This is a genomic window from Pseudomonas sp. RT6P73, assembly GCF_054897715.1.
Genome location: NZ_JBUBUV010000002.1, coordinates 1,103,504 through 1,123,779 on the forward strand (window position 1 = coordinate 1,103,504; position 20,276 = coordinate 1,123,779).

Consider the following 20,276-nt stretch of genomic DNA (forward strand, 5'->3'; position numbering starts at 1 on the left):
ATCCACGCCAGACTGTAAAGCGCCTCAGGCATCCATGACCTGAGGCGTGGAGCGGTACTGCTTAGAACTTGGCTTCGGCGTCCAGTTGCAGGGTGTTGATGTCCGAATCTCTGATCGTGGCGTTGGTGAAGTCAGAGTTAGCCATTAAGTACGTCGCACCCACGGCGAAGTTCTTGTCCAGCTCGTAGCTTACTTTCAACTTGCTGCCACGCGAACCGGTGAAACCGTTGGCGAAGTCGGAGTCGGTGAAGGCGCCGACCACGGCGTTTCGCTGTACGTCGCGATAGTTGTAGTCCACGGCGAAACCGTAAATCTTGGTCTTGATACCGGCCAACCAGGCAGAGTCCTGATCGTTGCTGGCATCTTGGTTATTGACGTACTGACCGTAGAACGAGAGCGGCAGTGGCAGGCCGGTGATGTCGATCTGACCAAATCCTTCATACAATTTGAACTGTTCGTTCGGGGTGTTGCCGTTGGTGGCCAGCACGGATGGAATGCTGGTGCCGCCCGCGGTGATGTCGTCGTCGTTGTCGTAGCCGTAGACGCTGCCACCCAGGGTCAGTTTCAGGTTGTCGGTGAGGGCGAAGCGCGCGCCCAACTGGCCGGCGTACAGACGCAAGTCGTGCTTGAACTGCACGCCGTCGCCGTCGACGTTGTCCTTGAGGGTGTAGTGGCCGGCGCTACCGAACAGTTCGGTGCTGGCGCCCAGCGGGTATTTGTAGGTGAGGGCCAGGCCTTCCGGGCTGATGTCGCTATCCCAGATGATGTCGCCCATGCTCACCCATTGCTGTGGCATCTTGCCGCCAACGATGTGCAGGTTTTTGGCGAAACCCGGATGGTAGTCGACGTAACCCTGGTCCAGCCAGATCGACTTCTTGTCGAAGTAGTTGTCCAGGCTCTGGTTGGTGGAACGTGCGTCGTCGTTGTTCCCGGTGGCGATACGGATACCGGTGTCGACTTGCGGGTTGATTTCGGTGTAGGCACCCAGGCGGGCACGAATGCGCTGACGATCCTGGTCGCGGTTGTTGGAAACGCCATCGTTCTTGACCGTCTCCTGACGGAAACGCACGTCGCCCTTGAATTGGGTCTTGGCGGCCCAGGCCAGTTTCTGGTCGAAGGTGCTCAGTTCATTGGTTTTCTTCGCGGTTGCTGCGATCTGCTCGTTGGTCTCTTGCTGAGCCTGACGGGCGATTTGCTGGTCTTTCTGATCCCTGGCCAGCTCGGCTTGCAGTTCGCCGTATTGCGCGTTGGTAATCGAGCCGTTTGCCTTAAGCATGTCGAGCAGTTTGGCGTCGACTGCGGCGCTGGCCGGAACACTCATGGCCAGCAGCAGTCCGCCACACAGGGCCGCCGCAGTTTTCGTGGAAGCAAGACGCATATCAATCTCCGAAGATGTAAGGGGATGACTGAGCCATCCGGGACACAACCGACCATTGATGGACGGAAACAGTGGCCGGGTAGAACCCGACGCTCTAAAAACTGGCGCCAGTATCGCGATCGTTTATGACAGAGCAGTGGCAAAGTGATGGCGTTGCGATGACGATACAAAGACTGTCTGAACTTTTGATCCAGAGCCCTGTCGGCGGTTTTTGACGGATGTGCAATGGCTGGCGATAGGCGATACTCGCCAGGCTGTTACGCGAAGAAGTAGAGAGGGTGTCGATGCCGCTGCAACGTCTGGAAAGCCTGTCCGATATTGGTCCGCACACGTGGGATGCCCTGGTGCCGGACAATCAGCCGTTCCTGCGCCATGCCTTTCTCAGCGCATTGGAAGACAGTGGCAGTCTCGGTCCTCATTCCGGCTGGCAACCCGAGCACCTGTTGCACATCGAAGAGGGCCGGCTGATCGCTGCGTTGCCTAGTTATCGCAAGTGGCATTCCTACGGCGAATACGTGTTCGATCACGCCTGGGCCGATGCCTGCGAGCGTGCCGGCATCGACTACTACCCCAAGCTGTTGACCGCCGTGCCGTTCAGCCCGGTCAGCGGGCCGCGGTTACTGGCGCGGAGTGTCGAGGACGGGTTCGAGCTACTGAAGAGCCTGACGGGTTACCTGGAGATCGAAGAACTCTCCAGCGCTCACATCAACTTCACGGACCCTTTCACCGACGCCGCATTAGCCGAACAACCCGGCTGGTTGCAGCGGATTGGCTGTCAGTACCACTGGCAGAATCGCGGTTATCGGGATTTTCAGGACTTCCTCGACGTTCTCAGTTCGCGCAAACGCAAGCAGATGCGCAAAGAGCGCGAGCAAGTGGCGGGGCAGGGTATCGAGTTCGAATGGCTTGACGGCAGGCAACTGGATCAGGCGCAGTGGGATTTTGTCTATGCCTGTTACGCCAATACCTACGCGGTACGTCGGCAAGCGCCGTATCTGACGCGGGAATTTTTCAGTTTGCTGGCCGAGCGCATGCCCGAATCGATTCGCGTGGTGCTGGCCAAGCAAGGCTCACGACCCGTGGCCATGGCCTTCAGCCTGGTGGGCGGCGATAGTTTTTATGGGCGTTACTGGGGCTGCCTGGCGGAGTTCGACCGACTGCATTTCGAGACCTGCTTCTACCAGGGCATGGACTACGCGATTGCCAATGGCTTCCAGCGTTTTGATGCCGGCGCCCAGGGTGAACACAAGTTGATTCGCGGGTTTGAGCCGGTGATCACGCATTCCTGGCATTACCTGCGTCACCCGGGATTGAAAGCGGCGGTGAAGGACTTTCTGGAGCAGGAAAGGGTTGGCGTGCTGGCTTACGCAGAGCAAGCCTTTGCGGCACTGCCTTATCGTCAGGGTTGATAATCGCGTTATTTACAATAAAGCCCTTTAATGAAGGGCCTTATTGATTGGTATTCAAACACCAAGTTGTCTTATACGTACGACGCAGTTACCACCATGGCGCCTGACAACCGCGAAGTTTCTTGCCGGTTTCAGATTTTTTAAACTCACTGAGGGTCGGGCTGTTCGACCAGTAAGGATAAGTGATCGAACCGGACAGCGGAATATTCTTGTTTTCGGGGAGGAAACAACTGTACTGATACTTGGGTTTTACGCATTGCACGTCGCTTTTTACGGATTTCGCCATGGCAAGGGCCTTCGCTGCTTCCTGGGTATTGGCCGTATAAACCGACTCCTTTCCGTCGATCGTACCGCTCACCGTACAATTGAATTCAAATTCAATTTTCGCATTCTCGATTCTAATGTGATCCTTGATATCCATTGCATAAACATTGCCCTGAAAAAATCCAAGGCTCAGGGGGATAAGAATGAGTGCTGATTTGAAGTTGTTCATAGCAATCCTTTGCTAATTGGTTTTACTGACGATATGTATTTATAGGTGGGTCATTTTGTTGCGCAGAAAGAGTATCTTGGTTTTTGCAGTGGTGTAAGAAGGGGTTTGTATCTGTTTGTTCTGGCACTGCTTCAGTCATTGAAAACACAACAAGAAGAACATGAGGACCATATTTGCACTTTCGGCCAATCAGATCCTCACGTCACGCTTAAGCGTTAACTCTGTTCCTTGCCTAACCATTGATACGTTACGCCGCCCATCACCGCGCCGATCAGCGGTGCCACCCAGAACATCCACAACTGCGCGATGGCCCAGCCGCCGACTATCAATGCCGGACCGGTGCTACGGGCCGGGTTGACCGAAGTGTTAGTCACGGGAATCGAGATCAAGTGAATCAGCGTCAAGGCCAGGCCGATGGCAATCGGTGCCAGCCCGGCAGGCGCGCGTTTGTCGGTGGCGCCGAGGATGATCAGCACGAACATAGCGGTCATCACCAGTTCACAGACAAAACCTGCGGCCATTGAGTATTTGCCGGGGGAGTGTTCGCCGTAGCCGTTGGAGGCCAGGCCGGCGGAGAGATCGAAGCCTTCCTTGCCGCTGGCGATGTAGTAGATCAGCGCGGCGGCGATAATGCCGCCAATCACCTGGGCGATGATGTACGCGGGCAACTCCCGGGCCGGAAACCGGCCGCCGACGCACAGGCCGACGGAGACGGCAGGGTTGAGGTGACAGCCGGAAATATGGCCAATGGCGAACGCCATGGTCAACACGGTGAGACCAAACGCGATGGCCACACCCAACATCCCGATCCCAAGGGGAGAAGACGCGGCGAGCACCGCACTGCCGCAACCTCCCAATACCAGCCAGAACGTACCTAACAACTCAGTGACTGAACGTTTGAACAGAGACATGAGAGCGTCCTTGATAGGCGACCTATCGAGACTGTATCGCGTGATGCATCCTGCAGGTTTACGACAGGCTCATCTCCAGAACCTTGGCTGAGTACAGCAGGGTTTTTGCGGATTTCCAGCGGGTAGGTGGGGGCTGATCGTTCCCACGCTCTGCGTGGGAATGCAGCCCGTGACGCTCCGCGTCACTGGACGCTCCGCGTCCCTTGAGGCATTCCCACGCGGAGCGTGGGAATGATCAGCTCGGGAGTGGTCAGTCGATACCGACAAACCCACCCGTCTGGTGCTGCCACAGTCGCGCATACAACCCACCATGCGCCAGCAGTTCGGCGTGGGTGCCGGTTTCGGCGATCTTGCCTTTTTCCAGCACCACCAGCCGATCCATCCGGGCGATGGTCGAGAGTCGGTGGGCAATGGCGATCACGGTTTTGCCCTGCATCAGGGTTTCGAGACTTTCCTGGATCGCCGCTTCAACTTCCGAGTCCAGCGCCGAGGTCGCCTCGTCCATGATCAGGATCGGTGCGTCCTTGAGCAGCACTCGGGCAATCGCAATCCGCTGACGCTGGCCACCGGAAAGTTTCACCCCGCGTTCACCGACATGCGCGTCGAAACCGGTACGGCCTTCAGCGTCCGACAGCAACGGAATGAACTCATCCGCGCGCGCCTTGTGCACCGCTTCCCAGAGTTCAGCGTCGGTGGCGTCAGGTTTGCCATACAGCAAATTGTCGCGGATCGAGCGGTGCAGCAGCGAAGTGTCCTGGGTGATCATGCCGATGCACTCGCGCAGGCTTTCCTGGCCGACTTCGGCGATATTCTGCCCATCGATGAGGATTCGCCCGCCCTGCACGTCATAGAGGCGCAGCAGCAGGTTGACCAGGGTCGATTTGCCCGCGCCGGACGGTCCGATCAATCCGATTTTCTCACCGGGCTTGATCGTCAGGTTGAGGTCGCCAATGATCCCGCTCTTCTTGCCGTAGTGAAAATCCACGTGCTCGAAGCGCACTTCGCCACGGGCGACGGTCAGCGGTTTGGCCTGATCGCGATCGGTGACGCTGACCGGTTGTGAAATGGTCTGCAAACCGTCCTGGACCATGCCGATGTTTTCGAAGATGCCGGTGACCACCCACATGATCCAGCCGGACATGTTGACGATGCGGATCACCAGGCCTGTAGCCAATGCAATCGCCCCCACGCTGATCAGCGACTGCGTCCACAGCCACAGGGCCAGACCGGTGGTGGTGACGATCAGCAAGCCGTTCATGCTGGTGATGACCACGTCCATGCTGGTGACCACGCGGCCGGCCAGTTGGGCTTTCACCGTCTGTTCTTCGATGGCTTCCCTGGCGTATTGCTGTTCGAAATTAGTGTGGGCGAACAGCTTCAGCGTGGTGATGTTGGTGTAGCCGTCGACAATGCGGCCCATGAGTTTGGAACGGGCATCCGATGACACCACCGAGCGCTCCTTGACCCGTGGCACGAAGTAGCAGAGCGCACCGATGTACGCGGCGATCCAGCTCAGCAGCGGGATCATCAGGCGCCAGTCGGCTTCGGCGAACAGCACCAGGGAACTGATCGCGTAGATCAGCACGTGCCACAGCGCGTCCACTGCTTGCACGGCCGAATCGCGCAATGAGTTGCCGGTCTGCATGATGCGTTGGGCGATACGCCCGGCGAAGTCGTTCTGGAAGAAATTCAGGCTCTGTTTGAGCACATAACTGTGGTTCTGCCAGCGGATCATGCTGGTCATGCTGGGGCTCAGGGTCTGATGCACCAGCAGGTCATGCAGGCCCACGAACACCGGGCGCAGGATCAGCGCCACCACGGCCATCCAGGCCAGTTCGACGCCGTGTTCCTTGAAGAAATTGACGTTCGGCGTGCCCTGGGCCAGGTCGATGATGCGACTCAGGTAGCTAAACAGTGCGACTTCGATCAGCGCGCCGAACAGGCCGACGGTCAGCAGGGCAGCAAAACTCGGCCAGACCTGCTTCAGGTAATAGGTATAGAAGGGGAAAACACGGTCGGGCGGAGCCGCCGTCGGGGCGTCACGGAAGACGTCGATCAGTTGTTCAAAACGGCGATAAAGCATTTGTTCTCCGCCCGCGTGCGGGCTCTCCTTTAAACGATATGAGCGGCGCCGGATACCGGCAGCCGCTCAAGCACTCCTGTGCAGATTAGTCGATAACTTTGGCGGACTTGATGAACACAGGGTCGGCCGGCACGTCTTTCATGCCGCCTTTTGTGGTGGTCTGGGAGTTGACGATGACATCCACCACGTCCATGCCTTTGACGACTTTACCGAACACGGCATAGCCATCGCCCTGGTCCAGGAAGTCGTTGTCTTTTACGTTGATGAAAAACTGGCTGGTGGCCGAATCCGGGTTCGAGGTTCGGGCCATGGACAGCGTGCCACGTACGTTATGCAAGCCGTTCTTGGACTCGTTCTTGATCGGCGCCTTGGTTTCTTTTTGCTGCATTTGTTGAGTGAAACCACCGCCCTGGACCATGAACCCAGGAATCACACGGTGGAAAATCGTGTTGTTGTAGAAGCCGCTGTTGACGTAATCAACGAAGTTCTTGGTACTGATTGGCGCCTTGACCGCGTCCAGTTCGATTTCGATCTGGCCGTTGGTGGTTTCCAGCAACACGTGCGGCGCCTTGGCGACGGGCGTTGCGGCCATCAGGTTGGCGGCAAACAGAACGGAGCCGGCGACGAGGGCGATTTTTTTCAGCATGGGTCAGTGATCCTGAGTGAGGTGGTGTCGACTGCGGTGAGAAACTCGAGCAGGGTTTGGTTGAAGCGTTCGGGTTGATCCAGCGGGGTGGCGTGGCGCGAATTGGCGATCACCACCAGCCGCGCATCAGGCAGCAGTTTTACGTAGGTTTCCTTCAGCGAGACCGGCGTGTAATCGCGGTCGGCGGTGACGATGAGGGTTGGACAGGCGACCTTCGAAAGTCGTTCCTGAACGCCCCAGCCAACGATGGCATCGAAGCTGGCGAGATAAGCATGTTTGTCGTTTTTTGCCCAGCGCTCAGCCATCTTTTGGCGCAAATCAGCTTGTTCGGGTTTGGGGAACAGCTTGGCGCCCAGGGCCTTGCCGATGGTGCCCAGACTGAGGGCACGCATCAGGCTCCAGCGCTTGAACCACTGCCAATAATCGTCGCGGCTGCGCAGTTTGACCTCGGGCGCGCTGTTGACGATGCACAGGCTTTTGAGCATCTGCGGCTGGTCCACGGCCAGTTGAAAACCGATCATGCCGCCCATGGACAGGCCCACGTAATGCGTGGGGCCGAGGTTCAGGTGTTCCATCAGGGCAACCAGGTCGGCGCTGAACCCGGCAATGCTGTAGCGCTCCCGGGGTTTGTCGGAGCGACCGTGACCGCGCACATCCGGAACGATCACGCGGTATCGGGCGGACAGCGCCGGAATCTGCTTTTCCCAGTCCAAGGTGCTGGAACCCAGCCCATGGACCAGCAGCAACGGCGTGCCGTGGCCGTATTCCTCATAGTGCAGGTTGCAACCTTCATGTTCGAAATAGGCCATGCGGATACTCCATATCAGGCTTGTTCAGGGGCGGCGAATGGCGCATCCAGCGGCGCGGTGTCGAAGGTGCGCAGTAGCTCGATCAGAATCTGCGTCGCCGGGCCCAGGGGTTTGTCCTTGTTCGAATACAGATAGAAGCTCGGGTTGCGGCTGCCGCCCTGGTCCAACGGTAGCAGCTTGAGCGTGCCTTCCCTGAGTTCGCGTTCGATCATGTGCCGGGGTAACCACGCGAAACCCAGGCCGCTGCTGACAAAAGTCGCCGCGGTGGCTAGGCTGCCGACGGTCCAGCGCTGTTCGGCGCCGAGCCAGCCGACGTCGCGTGGTTGCTGGCGACCGGAGTCGCGGATCACCACTTGCATCTGAGTTTCCAGATCCTGGAAGTTCAGTTCGCGGTTCAGACGATGCAGTGGGTGTTCGGGGTGGGCGACAGCGACGAATTCGACGTCACTCAACTCCGCACCCAGATAGCCCGGAATACTGAAACCGGTGATCGCCAGGTCGGCCACGCCTTCAAGCAGGACTTCCTCCACACCCGACAGCACTTCTTCGCGCAGACGCACCCGGCAGCCACGGCTCTGTGGCATGAACGCGGTCAACGCGCGGACGAGGCGGGCACTTGGGTAAGCAGCATCGACCACCAGCCGCACCTCCGCTTCCCAGCCTTGCTCCATGTGGTGGGCCAGGTCTTCGAGCTGGCTGGCCTGTTTCACCAGTTGTCGCGAGCGACGCAACAACACGCCCCCGGCTTCGGTCAGCACCGCTTTGCGGCCGTCGATGCGCAACAGCGGTACGCCGAGTTGGTCCTGCATACGCGCCACGGTGTAGCTCACCGACGATTGCGAGCGGTGCAGCGCTTCGGCGGCCTGGGCGAAACCACCGTGGTCGACCACGGCTTGTAAGGTTCGCCATTGATCAAGGGTCACGCGGGGCGCTTTCATGAATAGCTCCTCTTGTCCTAAGCTGGCAGTCCTTATTGGAGACTGCTGAATGAAAAAATTCTGTTGTGTGTTGCTGGCGATGTTGCCGCTGACGGCGTTTGCTTATCCGATTGATGTCACAAAGCAACTGAATGGCTTGAGCATCGACTACAACGCCTTCGACACGGATAACGACATTGCCTCCATTCAGGTCAACAACTACGGCAGCACCGATGCGATCTGTAAGGTGGTTTTCAACAATGGCCCGGAAGCGCCGCGCACCCGCTCTATTGAAGTGGCCGCCGGCAAACACAAAAATGCCACCGCCAAGTTCACCCGCACCATTATCAAGATGCGAATAAACCTGACCTGTACCCCCAAATGACATCAAACCCTGTAGGAGCGAGGCTTGCCCGCGAAGGCGGTGTGTCAGTCGGCATCGATGTTGAACGACACGGCTCCTTCGCGGGCAAGCCTCGCTCCTACAGAGTAAGTATGCTCAGCTTATAAACGAATTTATTGATGGGTTATAGCAGTTATTTGCGCTTTTTCATCGATATGACTCTGTTTAACCTTCACTCCATCGCCTTACAGCATTCTCAGATGGAGCCTACATCCCATGTCACGCGTTCTGATCATCGAAAGCAGCGCCCGTCAGCAAGACTCGGTTTCCCGCCAGTTGACCCAGACCTTCATCAGTCAGTGGAAAGCCGCGCATCCGAACGACCAGATCACCGTGCGTGACCTCGCCGTCAACCCGGTACCGCACCTGGACATCAATCTGCTGGGCGGCTGGATGAAACCTGCCGAACAGCGCAGCGACATCGAACAGATATCCCTGGAACGCTCCAACCAATTGACCGACGAACTGCTGGCCGCCGACGTGCTGGTCATGGCCGCGCCGATGTACAACTTCGCCATCCCGAGCACCCTTAAAGCCTGGCTCGACCATGTGCTGCGTGCCGGCGTGACCTTCAAGTACACCGAAACCGGCCCACAAGGTTTGCTCAGCGGCAAGCGCGCCTACGTGCTGACCGCTCGCGGCGGGATCTATGCCGGTAGCACAGCCGATCACCAGGAACCGTACCTGCGTCAGGTGATGGGGTTCATCGGGATTCACGACGTGACTTTCATTCACGCCGAGGGCATGAACCTGGGCGGTGACTTCCAGGAGAAAGGCCTGAACCAGGCCAACGCCAGGCTTTCCCAGGTGGCTTGAGGCTTTAATCGCCAGATAATCCCTTGATGTTCAAGTGGCCTGGCGCAACCCCTTCAAGGCTTTACGCGCATCGAACCTCCCTTTGCACTTGTTGCTCCTGAGTGCTGTCGCCCGATTGAACGCTTTAGCGAGATCGGGCTTTTTTTTGCCCGGGATTTATCGGGCATACACATAAACCTGTGGGAGCGGGCTTGCCCGCGAATGCGGTGTATCAGTCGATTCAATGCTGCCTGACACAACGCCATCGCGGGCAAGCCCGCTCCCACAGGTTTTTGTGTGGGATCGGCAATTCGCGGTGAGGGACAAAAACCGCTATCGTCGCCGCCATTCGAAACGAGGCGAGCATGGGCTATCTACTTTTTGTCACGCTGATCCAGGCGTTTTCCTTCAGTCTGATCGGCGAATACCTGGCCGGTCACGTCGACAGTTATTTTGCGGTGCTGGTGCGCGTGTTGTTGGCGGGGCTGGTGTTCATTCCGTTGACGCGCTGGCGTTCGGTGGAACCGGCGTTCATGCGCGGCATGCTGTTGATCGGCGCGTTGCAATTCGGCGTGACGTACGTCTGTCTGTACCTGAGCTTCCGGGTGCTGACGGTGCCGGAAGTGCTGCTGTTCACCATCCTCACACCGCTGCACGTCACCCTGATCGAAGATGCCCTGAACCGGCGCTTCAATCCGTGGGCGCTGGTGGCGGCACTGGTGGCGGTGCTCGGCGCGGCAGTGATTCGTTACGACCGGATCACCCCGGATTTCTTCATGGGCTTCTTGCTGCTGCAACTGGCCAACTTCACCTACGCCGCCGGGCAGGTCCTTTATAAGCATCTGGTGGCGCGCCATCCGAGCGATCTGCCGCATTACCGACGCTTCGGTTACTTCTACTTGGGCGCACTGGCGGTGGCATTGCCGGCGTTCCTGATGTTCGGCAAACAGAACTTCCTGCCCGAAGCACCGTTGCAGTGGGGCGTGCTGGTGTTCCTCGGCCTGGTCTCGACCGCGTTGGGGTTGTACTGGTGGAACAAGGGCGCGTGCCTGGTGAATGGCGGGACGCTGGCGGTGATGAACAACCTGCATGTGCCGGTGGGGTTGCTGATCAATCTGCTGATCTGGAATCAGCATGAAGAGCTGGGGCGGTTGTTTTTTGGTGGATCGGTGATTCTGATGGCGGTTTGGATCAGTCGGTTGGGTGTACGCCGACCGCGAGTCGCACGGTAAATCTTGTTGGAGATTCGGCATGCCAAAGTCAGAGTTAGGTTGGTACGATCACTTAAGCGTGCTGTGGATGCTCCCTAATTACCGCAAGCGCGACCGGAGTTCTGGACCCGACTGACACCTTCGTGCGCTGAATCAACTTCGTACCTGGTCCGCACCCATTCGAGCAATTCCTTCAACTGGTTCGATGCGATACGATACTGGCCACTTGGAACTACCAGTCTACCAAGCGCAATTTGAGCTCCCTACGCAGCTTACGGTGGACGAAACCATTCGGCCAAACGATGGGGCCTGAGGAAATGAGGCAAGGAATGCAGACCAAATCCGTTAAATCTAGTGCACCAGGGTCTTACCTTGGCTACTCCATTCAGCCCACGCGGATGTGCTTGCATCTCTTGCAGGCTCCGCGGGGTTCGTTTGTAGCAATTGAAGTGCTCGACGATGTCGATATTGCGTTGCCCGATGATCGCGCCATGGTGGAGCAGATCAAAAGCGGTTTGGTCACTAATCCGATCTCCAACTGGTCTGCAGATCTTTGGAAGACATTTTCGAACTGGATTGATGCAATTGATGCGGGCTTGATCGATCTGAAGAAAACTCGTTTTCGATTGTATGTCGTTCAGAAGAAGAAGGGCGAGTACGCGGAAGATTTGAGTTTCGCGCATACGGAAGCCCAGATCGAAAAGGTCGTAGGGGAAATACGACAAGCCTACGCCATAGAACAGCCGGCAGGTTGTAAGCAATACATCGAAAAATTCTTGAGTTTTGCTCCGAAAAATCTCGTCGAGCTAGTCAGCAATTTTGAGCTTGAAGTAGGTAACAGTGACCTCATAGAAAGAATTTCAGACTACTTGTCGATTACTGTTCCCGACATCCTTCTAGAGGATACGTGCCATGCGGCGATTGGTTGGGTCAAGAATACTACCGACGCGCTAATAGAAGAAGGAAAGTACCCAGTCATTCCACGCTCCCAATTCCGGGACTGGCTTTCTGTATTCACCACTCGGCTTCCGTTTAACCATTTGCTTCGATATACCCTGCCTCCCCCATCAGTTGAAGAAATTGAGAAGCATCGCCCTACTGCGCTCACAATGATGAAGCAGCTCGCGCTCATCGATTTTGAAGATGAGAATCAAACCCAAGCAATGTCTGACTTCTTGCAAGCCAAGGCTAACAAAGTATGGTGGGCAAAAAAAGGTCTGGTGTATGGAGACGAGTTTTCAGATTTTCAAAAAAGGCTTATCACGAAATGGAAGTTTCTGGACAAAGAAACTCGTATGCAGTTTTCAACGTCTCCCGAACTAGATCGAGGGCAACTGTTATACATGAGATGTATGGATGCAAAAATTAAATTAAATGATGTTGATTCTCCTGATTTTTTTGTGCATGGGACTTATCAGTTGTGCTCAAACGAAAGAATTATCGGATGGCACCCTAGATATCAAGATATTCTGGATGAGTAACTTATCGGTTCTCGCGTATTGTTGCGTGTCGGTGAATTAAAATTTTTTGGCCGTTAAATGCTAAGGCTGGTTGATATGGGAACGGGCGAATATACCCCGAAGAGATCGACAGATGAAGTGTATCTAGTACAGAACCCGGCGCTCGGCGCAGTACTGTTGTGGAAGTTTGTAGAAGGTTATAAGCGTGGGTGCGGGGGGCGGTGTCCGTCGCTTCCGCTGCTGTTTATAGTTTTGCCCATCTTGTTGAGTGAACACTTAAGGCTCCAGATATCCTCTACTCAAGAATCTTCTGGTATACGGCTATTTGCTGCGAAATTTTCCAAAACGCAAGAGGAGTTATTCGCAATTCAGCATCGTATGTTGAAGTTGCGTGACTCCTCTCTGTCTAGCCTGTCTATTGCTGTTGAATGCGGTCTGCTAACTCTCGATCATTCCTGTGCTTTGGTCGATAGTAGTATCAAGAACCTACCTCGTGGCGTAGTTGATGAAATCAAGGTACTTGCTAAGCTGTCAGCAAAACTAGGTGTGTGGTGCAGTGCGTTGAATATTCAGGAAGTCCAGGCTGCTCTAAGGATAGAATTTTAATGAAATTACAAATTATAAAGCTTATTTTGTGGCCGAAAAACGGTGGAGAACTTCGCGAGGTTGATTTTGTTCCGGGTGTTGTTAATGTTATCAGCGGTTCTTCAAAGGCGGGAAAGTCAGCTGTAATTCCGATTATTGATTACTGCTTGGGCTCGGAGGGATGCGCAATTCCTGTTGGCACCATTCGACTAACGTGTGCCTGGTTTGGAATTCTGATTGAAACGGGCGAAGGGCTGAAACTGTTGGCCAGAGCTGAGCCTGGCAACCAAAAATCAACCGATGAGATGTTTATCCTTGAGGGGGAGAGTCTAACTGTTCCGTCGAAGATATCGAAGAAAAACACCAATCGGTCCGGGGTAAAAGACATCCTGAACAGGCTCTCTGGACTACCCAATATGGGCTTTCAAGGAGACGCAGCTTACGGCTTCAAAACTCGTCCTGGTTTTCGGGATCTCATGGCGTTCACTTTTCAACCACAAAATATCGTGGCCAATCCGGATGTCCTATTCTACAAGGCCGATACTTCCCAGCACCGGGACAAGCTCAAGGAAATATTTCCCTTCATTTTGGGCGCTGTTAACTCTGAGACACTACTGACCACGTGGGAGCTCAAGGATCTCCAGCGGCAAGCCAAACAGCTCCAGAACGAACTGAAAGCGTTGTATGAAGCCTCTTCGCGTTGGCGCGCAGAGTCCCGCAGCTGGTTTTACCAGGCACGTGAATATGGACTTGTAGAAAATACCTCACAGCTTTCCGAAGATTGGGCCGCCGCTATTGAGCAGCTCAAGTCGATCTTAAACAAGAGCTCTCGTGACGCCAGTCAAACCGTGGAGGGTGTGCAGGCATCAATCGATGTAATTGGAGAGCTTAAAAAGCGCGAGGAGCTCATTGCGACGAATATGTATGTGGGGCGTCAGAAGCTAAAGGAGCTTACCCAAATCAAGAATGATGCCGACGCATACATGAAGTCACTTGGGACAATAAAGGAGCGGCTATCACTGTCGACCTGGTTGAGAGGACTGGTGGGTGCAGAAGCCCCGAATATATTGGGGTCCCATTCATTATCAGCGTCTCAAGAGCTGGATGAGTTGTGCGAAGCGCTGGCTGCTATCGAAAGGCTAGCCCGTGAAACACCTGAAGTTTCGGCTTCTGTAGAGAGCGAGTTGGTGCGGCTGCGAAACTCTTGGCGATCGGACTCTGAGGAACTCGAATCTATCAGAGCTGAAATCAAGGCTATTGAACTGTTGGATACCCAAGCCAAGGGGAAGGCGCTCAGGTTGACGGATATTGATCGTTACCTTGGTCGGCTTCAGGAAGCGGTCAACACCTATCAAGTTGCTCATTCGGACAATGGGCTCAAGGACAAGTTGGACACGCTGCAGAAAAAAATTGCCGAGCTTGAACATAAAATATCTGTTGATGCCGTTCGCGAAAAGACCAGAGAGATACTTGGCATCATTAGCGAATACTGCAGCAAAATCACTCCTAACTTGGATGCAGAGTGGAAGAGCGCGAGATTATGGCTGTCAATCAAGGAGCTTGCCGTAAAGGTACGCCATGACGGGCGCGAGGATTTCTTATGGGAGATTGGTAGCGGTGCCAACTGGCTTGCGTATCACGTTGCGATGATGTTGGCCCTGCAGAAGCTGTTTATGCGTAACAAAGATCTCGAGCACCCTGTTCCCCACCTATTGGTTTTTGACCAGCCTAGCCAAGTCTATTTCCCTGTGAAGCGCGCAACCCAAGAGGTTGAACAAGACGCTGAATTGGACGATGAGGATCGTAAGGCAGTGAGAAAGGTGTTTGTGGCATTGGCTGAAGCGGTCAACTCTGCCGATGGCCGCTTGCAGATTATCGTTTTAGATCATGCTGATGATGAGGTTTGGGGAAACATTCCTGGCGTAGTTCTCACTGAAGAATGGCGTGGGAAGAAACTTGTACCACCGCGATTCGAAATCGGAATTTGATTTGCTCAAGTTAAAGGGGGGATCTAGTACTTGTCTCGTTCTGAGTAAGGTTTATACCTTCTGATCAATTTGTTGATCTGGAATCAGCATGAGGAACTGGGGCGGTAATTCTGCTGGTGGTTTGGATCAGTCGGTTGGGTGTGCGTCGATCGGCAGTCGGACACTAACCCCGGTTTGCTCGCGATGGCAGTGTGTCAGAAACATTGATGTCGGCTGACACACTGCCATCGCGAGCAAGCCCGCTCCCACAAGGGAAATGTGTGGCTACATGATGTGCTTTTCAGGCTCGGGAATGTGGCTCGCGCCTAACATGGCTGGGAGTAACCCTGCCCGCAAATCCCCACCACTCGGCTGCTGATACAGACTCAACCCAAACTCCGGCAACACCGCCAGCATGTAATCGAAAATATCCCCCTGAATCCGCTCGTAATCCGCCCACGCGGTGGTGCGGGTGAAGCAGTAGATTTCCAGCGGAATGCCCTGCGCGGTGGTTTGCATCTGACGGACCATGCAGGTCATGTTCGGCTGGACCTCCGGGTGACTCTTCAGATACGCCAACGCATAGGCCCGGAAAGTCCCGATGTTGGTCATCCGCCGACGGTTGGCCGACATCGACGCGACGTTGCCCTGAGCCTCGTTCCAGGCCTTGAGTTCGGCCTGTTTGCGGCTGATGTAATCGGTCAGCAGATGCACCTGCGACAACTTCTGCTCTTCGTCATCGCGAATGAATCGCACGCCGCTGGCATCGATGAACAGACTGCGCTTGATACGCCGTCCGCCGGACTGCTGCATGCCGCGCCAGTTCTTGAACGATTCGGACATCAGGCGCCAGGTCGGGATCGAAACGATGGTCTTGTCGAAGTTCTGCACTTTCACCGTGTGCAGCGTGATGTCGACCACATCGCCATCGGCACCCACTTGCGGCATCTCGATCCAGTCGCCGACCCGCAGCATGTCGTTGCTGGTCAGCTGCACGCTGGCGACGAACGACAGCAGCGTGTCCTTGTAGACCAACAGAATCACCGCCGACATGGCGCCCAGACCCGACAGCAGCAACAGTGGCGAGCGGTCGATCAGCGTGGCGACAATGATGATCGCGCCAAACACGTACAAGACCATTTTCGCCAGCTGTACGTAGCCTTTGATCGACCGGGTGCGGGCGTGTTCGGTGCGGGCGTAGATGTCCAGCAAGGCGCTGAGCAGGGCGCTGACCGACAGCACCAGGAACAGAATGGTGAACGCCAGTGCGACATTGCCGAGGAAAATCAGGCTGGTCTTGCTCAGCTCCGGCACCAGGTACAGGCCGAACTGGATCACCAGCGACGGGGTCATTTGCGCCAGGCGATGAAAGACTTTGTTATGCCGAAAGTCGTTTATCCAGTGCAGGGCCGGTTGGCGACCAAGCATTTTGGTCGCGTGAATAATGAGGTAGCGCGCCACTCGTCCGAGGGCCAGCGCCACCACCAGCAGCAGGATCAGCGCCAGGCTGGAATGCAGGAGCGGGTGCTGATCGAGGGCACCCCAGAGGTCTTGGACGTTGAGCCAGAGCTGTTTGATATCCATGGGCGAAAACGGTTCTTCTGTAGGACGCGACGGGGCGATTAGAGCATCTAAGACGCTTTGCATGACGTTTTGAGACAAATCAGGCAACAAAAAAGCCACTGTTTACCGCCGTTTGCATAAAGAAACTCGGCCTCGGCGCTCGAAACCGTTACCCTATGCAGCTGTTTTTTTGTATTTCTTCGAGGTAGCACCCGTGTTTTCCCAATTCGCCCTGCACGAACGCCTGCTCAAAGCCGTGGCCGAGCTTAAATTTGTCGAGCCAACGCCTGTGCAAGCAGCGGCTATTCCGCTGGCGCTCCAAGGGCGTGACCTGCGGGTGACAGCGCAAACCGGTAGCGGCAAAACCGCTGCATTCGTTTTGCCGATCCTCAACCGTCTGATCGGCCCGGCGAAAGTCCGCGTCAGCATCAAGACCCTGATCCTGCTGCCGACCCGTGAGCTGGCCCAGCAGACCATCAAGGAAGTCGAGCGCTTCGCGCAGTTCACATTCATCAAGTCCGGCCTGATCACCGGCGGTGAAGACTTCAAGGTTCAGGCCGCCATGCTGCGCAAGGTGCCGGACATCCTGATCGGTACGCCGGGCCGGATGATCGAGCAACTGAACGCCGGCAACCTCGACTTGAAAGAAGTTGAAGTGCTGGTGCTCGACGAAGCCGACCGCATGCTTGACATGGGCTTTGCCGAAGACGTGCAGCGTCTGGTCGAAGAGTGCACCAACCGTCAGCAGACCATGCTGTTCTCGGCCACCACCGGTGGTTCGGGTTTGCGTGAGATGGTTGCCAAGGTTCTGAACAATCCAGAACACTTGCAGCTGAACAACGTCAGCGATCTGAATGCGACCACCCGTCAGCAGATCATCACCGCTGACCACAACCAGCACAAAGAACAGATCGTGAACTGGCTGCTGGCCAACGAGACCTACCAGAAGGCCATCGTGTTCACCAACACCCGGGCCATGGCCGACCGCATTTACGGTCGTCTGGTGGCGCAGGAATACAAAGCGTTCGTGCTGCACGGCGACAAAGACCAGAAAGATCGCAAACTGGCGATCGATCGCTTGAAGCAGGGCGGCGTGAAAATCCTCGTCGCCACCGACGTCGCCGCCCGCGGCCTCGACGTGGAAGGCCTGGACCTGGTGATCAACTTCGACATGCCGCGCAGCGGCGACGAATACGTTCACCGTATCGGTCGCACCGGCCGCGCCGGTAACGATGGCCTGGCCATCTCGCTGATCTGCCACGGCGACTGGAACCTGATGTCGAGCGTCGAGCGCTACCTCAAGCAGAGCTTCGAGCGCCGCACCATCAAGGAAGTCAAAGGCACCTACGGCGGACCGAAAAAGGTCAAGGCCTCGGGCAAAGCTGTCGGCGTGAAGAAGAAAAAAGTCGACGCCAAGGGCGACAAGAAGAAAACCGGCGCCAAGGCCCCGACCAAACGCAAAATCGCCAACCGCCCGAAGACCGACGCCCTGTCGCTGGTCAGCAAGGACGGTATGGCGCCGCTCAAGCGCCGCAAGCCGGAAGCGCCGGCTGCTGAATAAAGCGCCGTAGCGATCCAATAAAAAACCCGGACAGTGTCCGGGTTTTTTTAGGTCCAGCGTTTGTCAGCTCCCCAACAGCCCACGGGTGTCCGCATCAAAGCGTTGTTTGGCTTGATCAGCCTTCGGTTTGAGCAGAGCGAGCAGGGCGGCTTCGCTGTACAACTGAGTGACCGCCAGTTCCCTGGGGGTCGGCTCAATCGGGATCAGCACGTCGCTATCGCCTGCATGCAGCCAGATCGCCACCAAGTGCAATGCCGAAACAAACAGCACCCGCAGCTCAACGGTTTTACCCTGCAGTTGTGGCGACTGTTCCGCGAGTTTCAACGCACCGACCGTAGCGGCCGCCATGGCCCCGTAGTTCAGCGAAGAGAACTCGACATGGCCACGGACATCGGCCAGTTGCGCATCGGCAATCGTCACACCATCGGAAAACACCAGGTAATGCCAATCGCCAACTTTGGCGTCTTTCAGGCCTTTGCCTTGGCTCACGTCCTCCAGGCTGAGCGAGTAGCCACGGTAAGCCTCGCTGAGGCTGATCTTGCCGGGTGTGGCATTGGCAAACTGGCGACTGACGCCGAAGCCTTGGGTTTGCAGGGCGGCTTGAAGCGCCGGACGCAATGTCTGCACGCCGTTGGAAGGCGCCTTTGGATAAGTCAGTTGCATGATGTCGCCCTCCTAGTTTTTAACGGTGAAGTAAGTGTTGGTCCAGTTGCCGCCGCCGTTGTAAGAACCGGGGAACGAGTTCAACGCGCGGGTCGAGTAGCCGTAGATCGAGTCCGCAACCAGCACGTAGTTACCGTTGGTGCCATAGATCGTCAGGAAGTGCGCACCACCACCGTACCAGGCACAGCGCAAACCAATCGGTCGGCCCATGTTGATCTGGTTCTGGATGGCCGACATCTGCAGCGACCCCTGATTCATGCCGTTGAAACTGCGGGTAATCGTCAGGGCTGTATCCAGATAGCCATACACGTTGCACGGCCCAGGTTGATTGCAGCAATTGCGGTCCAGCGCGGTGGTGGCAACGCCGCATTGGGTCCAGGACCCGGTGCCGTAATAGTTGCCGACCGAGGCGGAAACGGCTGCCCAACACCAGTTGGTCTGGGTTTGTTTCTGCATCGTGAAGTTCAGGCTGGCAGCAGCCAGTGCGCTAAGTGGTGCAGCTGGTTTGCCATCGGACAGTTGCGGGTTGAGCAGATGACCGGTCAGGCACCTTGGCAGGGTTTCGCCGGTGAATTGCGTTGCTTCAGTGGTTAACATTTTTTCAATCCTCCATGAGTGAAAGCTAGCGTCCAGCTAGTGGGGGTGCAGCGGTGTTGCTGAGCGATCGGCGAGTGCGGTTTGCCATGCTGGATGGCCGGCTCCGATCCGGGCTCGAGGTAACCTTAGGTAGATATATGCGTTTGTGCAAATAATTAAATGCGCTAGTGCAAATTCCAGAACGAAAGAACGGCGCTTTTGGCAGCGCCGGAGGAACCGTCATTCTTGGGTAGGAATTACCGGAGGCTGCAATTCCTGGTTCAGCTCTCGGCCTTTTTATCCGCCGTCTTCAGCTCTTTCAACCGCTGATCAATCAATTGGCATTTGTCCGGCAAGTCCGCGCTGGCGGTGCCCAGATCCATCTTCTGCAACTCGGCATTGATCTCCTTGGCCTTGGCCGGATTCTGTTCCGTGAGCCTGGTCACTTCCTTGGCCAGTTGTTCGCGCTTGGCGGTGGCTTCTTCAGGGGTGCAGGCCCACGCGGGGAGGGCGCAGGTGAGGGTGGTGGCGAGGGTGAGTTTCAGCAGGGTTTTCATAAGTGAGCCTCAGTCCGGGTTAAGGCGGGTTATCCGGTTGAGGGGTGAAGCATGGCAAAAGTTCAGCGGCGCAATGGTCGATTGACTGAGTTTTCGTGGATGCTTAGTCTCTCCCTCCTTTTTCTGTGCCCAAGGATCGGACATGCTTCCTAAATCAGTGTTGATGGTACTTTCCCTGGCACTGTCAGCTTGCGGACCCTCTCGTTCAGCATGGATCGATAGCGCCAACAGCCTGGTAGGGCAGCCAATGCCCGACCTCGAAAACAGCCCTTGCGATGTTCGCTGTAGG

At 56.1% G+C, this 20,276-nt stretch carries 18 protein-coding genes and 1 pseudogene; 8 read left to right on the forward strand and 11 right to left on the reverse strand.

What is annotated here, in order from left to right:
- Positions 1-61: 61 nt before the first annotated feature.
- Positions 62-1,378 (reverse strand): putative porin, encoded by a 1,317-nt coding sequence (locus ACYZT6_RS05570; RefSeq protein WP_462026063.1) that lies wholly within the window; start codon positions 1,376-1,378, stop codon positions 62-64.
- A gap of 284 nt (positions 1,379-1,662) precedes the next feature.
- On the opposite strand from ACYZT6_RS05570, the gene ACYZT6_RS05575 reads away from it, so the two are divergent.
- Positions 1,663-2,787, forward strand: coding sequence for a GNAT family N-acetyltransferase (locus ACYZT6_RS05575; RefSeq protein WP_462026064.1), 1,125 nt, complete (start codon positions 1,663-1,665; stop codon positions 2,785-2,787).
- A gap of 88 nt (positions 2,788-2,875) precedes the next feature.
- On the opposite strand, the gene ACYZT6_RS05580 is transcribed toward ACYZT6_RS05575, so the two are convergent.
- The 6 genes and pseudogenes from ACYZT6_RS05580 to ACYZT6_RS05605 all read right to left on the reverse strand — a co-directional run bounded on the left by ACYZT6_RS05580 (position 2,876) and on the right by ACYZT6_RS05605 (position 8,667).
- Entirely contained in the window at positions 2,876-3,280 is a 405-nt protein-coding gene (locus ACYZT6_RS05580; RefSeq protein WP_462026065.1) for a hypothetical protein, read from the reverse strand.
- Positions 3,281-3,495: 215 nt separating this feature from the next.
- Complete coding sequence (gene aqpZ / locus ACYZT6_RS05585) at positions 3,496-4,191, reverse strand: aquaporin Z (RefSeq protein WP_462026066.1); 696 nt, start codon at positions 4,189-4,191, stop codon at positions 3,496-3,498.
- Positions 4,192-4,441: 250 nt separating this feature from the next.
- Positions 4,442-6,274: an ABC transporter ATP-binding protein gene (locus ACYZT6_RS05590; RefSeq protein ID WP_462026067.1), complete on the reverse strand. Its 1,833-nt coding sequence runs from the start codon at positions 6,272-6,274 to the stop codon at positions 4,442-4,444.
- 85 nt (positions 6,275-6,359) lie between these two features.
- A complete protein-coding gene (locus ACYZT6_RS05595) occupies positions 6,360-6,920 on the reverse strand; it encodes a peptidylprolyl isomerase (protein ID WP_462026068.1) in 561 nt (186 codons plus the stop codon).
- Positions 6,921-6,923: 3 nt separating this feature from the next.
- Positions 6,924-7,729, reverse strand: a pseudogene (locus tag ACYZT6_RS05600) (alpha/beta fold hydrolase).
- Positions 7,730-7,743: 14 nt separating this feature from the next.
- On the reverse strand, positions 7,744-8,667 hold the full coding sequence (locus ACYZT6_RS05605) for a LysR family transcriptional regulator (protein WP_131060451.1): 924 nt from the start codon (positions 8,665-8,667) through the stop codon (positions 7,744-7,746).
- 49 nt (positions 8,668-8,716) lie between these two features.
- Between ACYZT6_RS05605 and ACYZT6_RS05610 the strand changes: the two genes are divergently transcribed.
- The 6 genes from ACYZT6_RS05610 to ACYZT6_RS05635 all read left to right on the forward strand — a co-directional run bounded on the left by ACYZT6_RS05610 (position 8,717) and on the right by ACYZT6_RS05635 (position 15,088).
- A complete protein-coding gene (locus ACYZT6_RS05610) occupies positions 8,717-9,031 on the forward strand; it encodes a 3-phosphoglycerate kinase (RefSeq protein ID WP_462026069.1) in 315 nt (104 codons plus the stop codon).
- A gap of 234 nt (positions 9,032-9,265) precedes the next feature.
- A complete protein-coding gene (locus ACYZT6_RS05615) occupies positions 9,266-9,865 on the forward strand; it encodes an FMN-dependent NADH-azoreductase (protein ID WP_462026070.1) in 600 nt (199 codons plus the stop codon).
- 344 nt (positions 9,866-10,209) lie between these two features.
- Positions 10,210-11,076 carry a carboxylate/amino acid/amine transporter gene (locus ACYZT6_RS05620; protein ID WP_462026071.1) on the forward strand — a complete coding sequence of 289 codons (867 nt, stop codon included), beginning with the start codon at positions 10,210-10,212 and terminating at the stop codon, positions 11,074-11,076.
- Between the two features lie 308 nt (positions 11,077-11,384).
- Positions 11,385-12,536 (forward strand): ABC-three component system protein, encoded by a 1,152-nt coding sequence (locus ACYZT6_RS05625; RefSeq protein ID WP_462026072.1) that lies wholly within the window; start codon positions 11,385-11,387, stop codon positions 12,534-12,536.
- A 75-nt stretch (positions 12,537-12,611) separates the two neighbouring features.
- Positions 12,612-13,121, forward strand: a complete 510-nt coding sequence (locus tag ACYZT6_RS05630; protein WP_462026073.1) for a three component ABC system middle component — start codon at positions 12,612-12,614, stop codon at positions 13,119-13,121.
- Complete coding sequence (locus ACYZT6_RS05635) at positions 13,121-15,088, forward strand: DUF3732 domain-containing protein (RefSeq protein WP_462026074.1); 1,968 nt, start codon at positions 13,121-13,123, stop codon at positions 15,086-15,088. The genes ACYZT6_RS05630 and ACYZT6_RS05635 overlap by 1 nt, the downstream gene beginning before the upstream one ends.
- Positions 15,089-15,352: 264 nt before the next feature.
- Here the strand turns inward: ACYZT6_RS05635 and ACYZT6_RS05640 are convergent, their stop codons facing one another.
- A complete protein-coding gene (locus tag ACYZT6_RS05640; protein WP_462026075.1) occupies positions 15,353-16,651 on the reverse strand; it encodes a mechanosensitive ion channel family protein in 1,299 nt (432 codons plus the stop codon).
- 193 nt (positions 16,652-16,844) lie between these two features.
- Between ACYZT6_RS05640 and ACYZT6_RS05645 the strand changes: the two genes are divergently transcribed.
- Positions 16,845-18,191, forward strand: a complete 1,347-nt coding sequence (locus tag ACYZT6_RS05645) for a DEAD/DEAH box helicase (protein WP_008153197.1) — start codon at positions 16,845-16,847, stop codon at positions 18,189-18,191.
- 63 nt (positions 18,192-18,254) lie between these two features.
- On the opposite strand, the gene ACYZT6_RS05650 is transcribed toward ACYZT6_RS05645, so the two are convergent.
- The 3 genes from ACYZT6_RS05650 to ACYZT6_RS05660 all read right to left on the reverse strand — a co-directional run bounded on the left by ACYZT6_RS05650 (position 18,255) and on the right by ACYZT6_RS05660 (position 19,987).
- Positions 18,255-18,854 carry a hypothetical protein gene (locus ACYZT6_RS05650; RefSeq protein ID WP_462026076.1) on the reverse strand — a complete coding sequence of 200 codons (600 nt, stop codon included), beginning with the start codon at positions 18,852-18,854 and terminating at the stop codon, positions 18,255-18,257.
- Positions 18,855-18,866: 12 nt separating this feature from the next.
- The gene (locus tag ACYZT6_RS05655) at positions 18,867-19,451 is read right to left on the reverse strand and encodes a papain-like cysteine protease family protein (RefSeq protein ID WP_462026077.1); all 585 of its coding nucleotides are present in this window, start codon (positions 19,449-19,451) and stop codon (positions 18,867-18,869) included.
- A gap of 260 nt (positions 19,452-19,711) precedes the next feature.
- A complete protein-coding gene (locus ACYZT6_RS05660) occupies positions 19,712-19,987 on the reverse strand; it encodes a hypothetical protein (RefSeq protein WP_462026078.1) in 276 nt (91 codons plus the stop codon).
- Between the last annotated feature and the right edge of the window lie 289 nt (positions 19,988-20,276).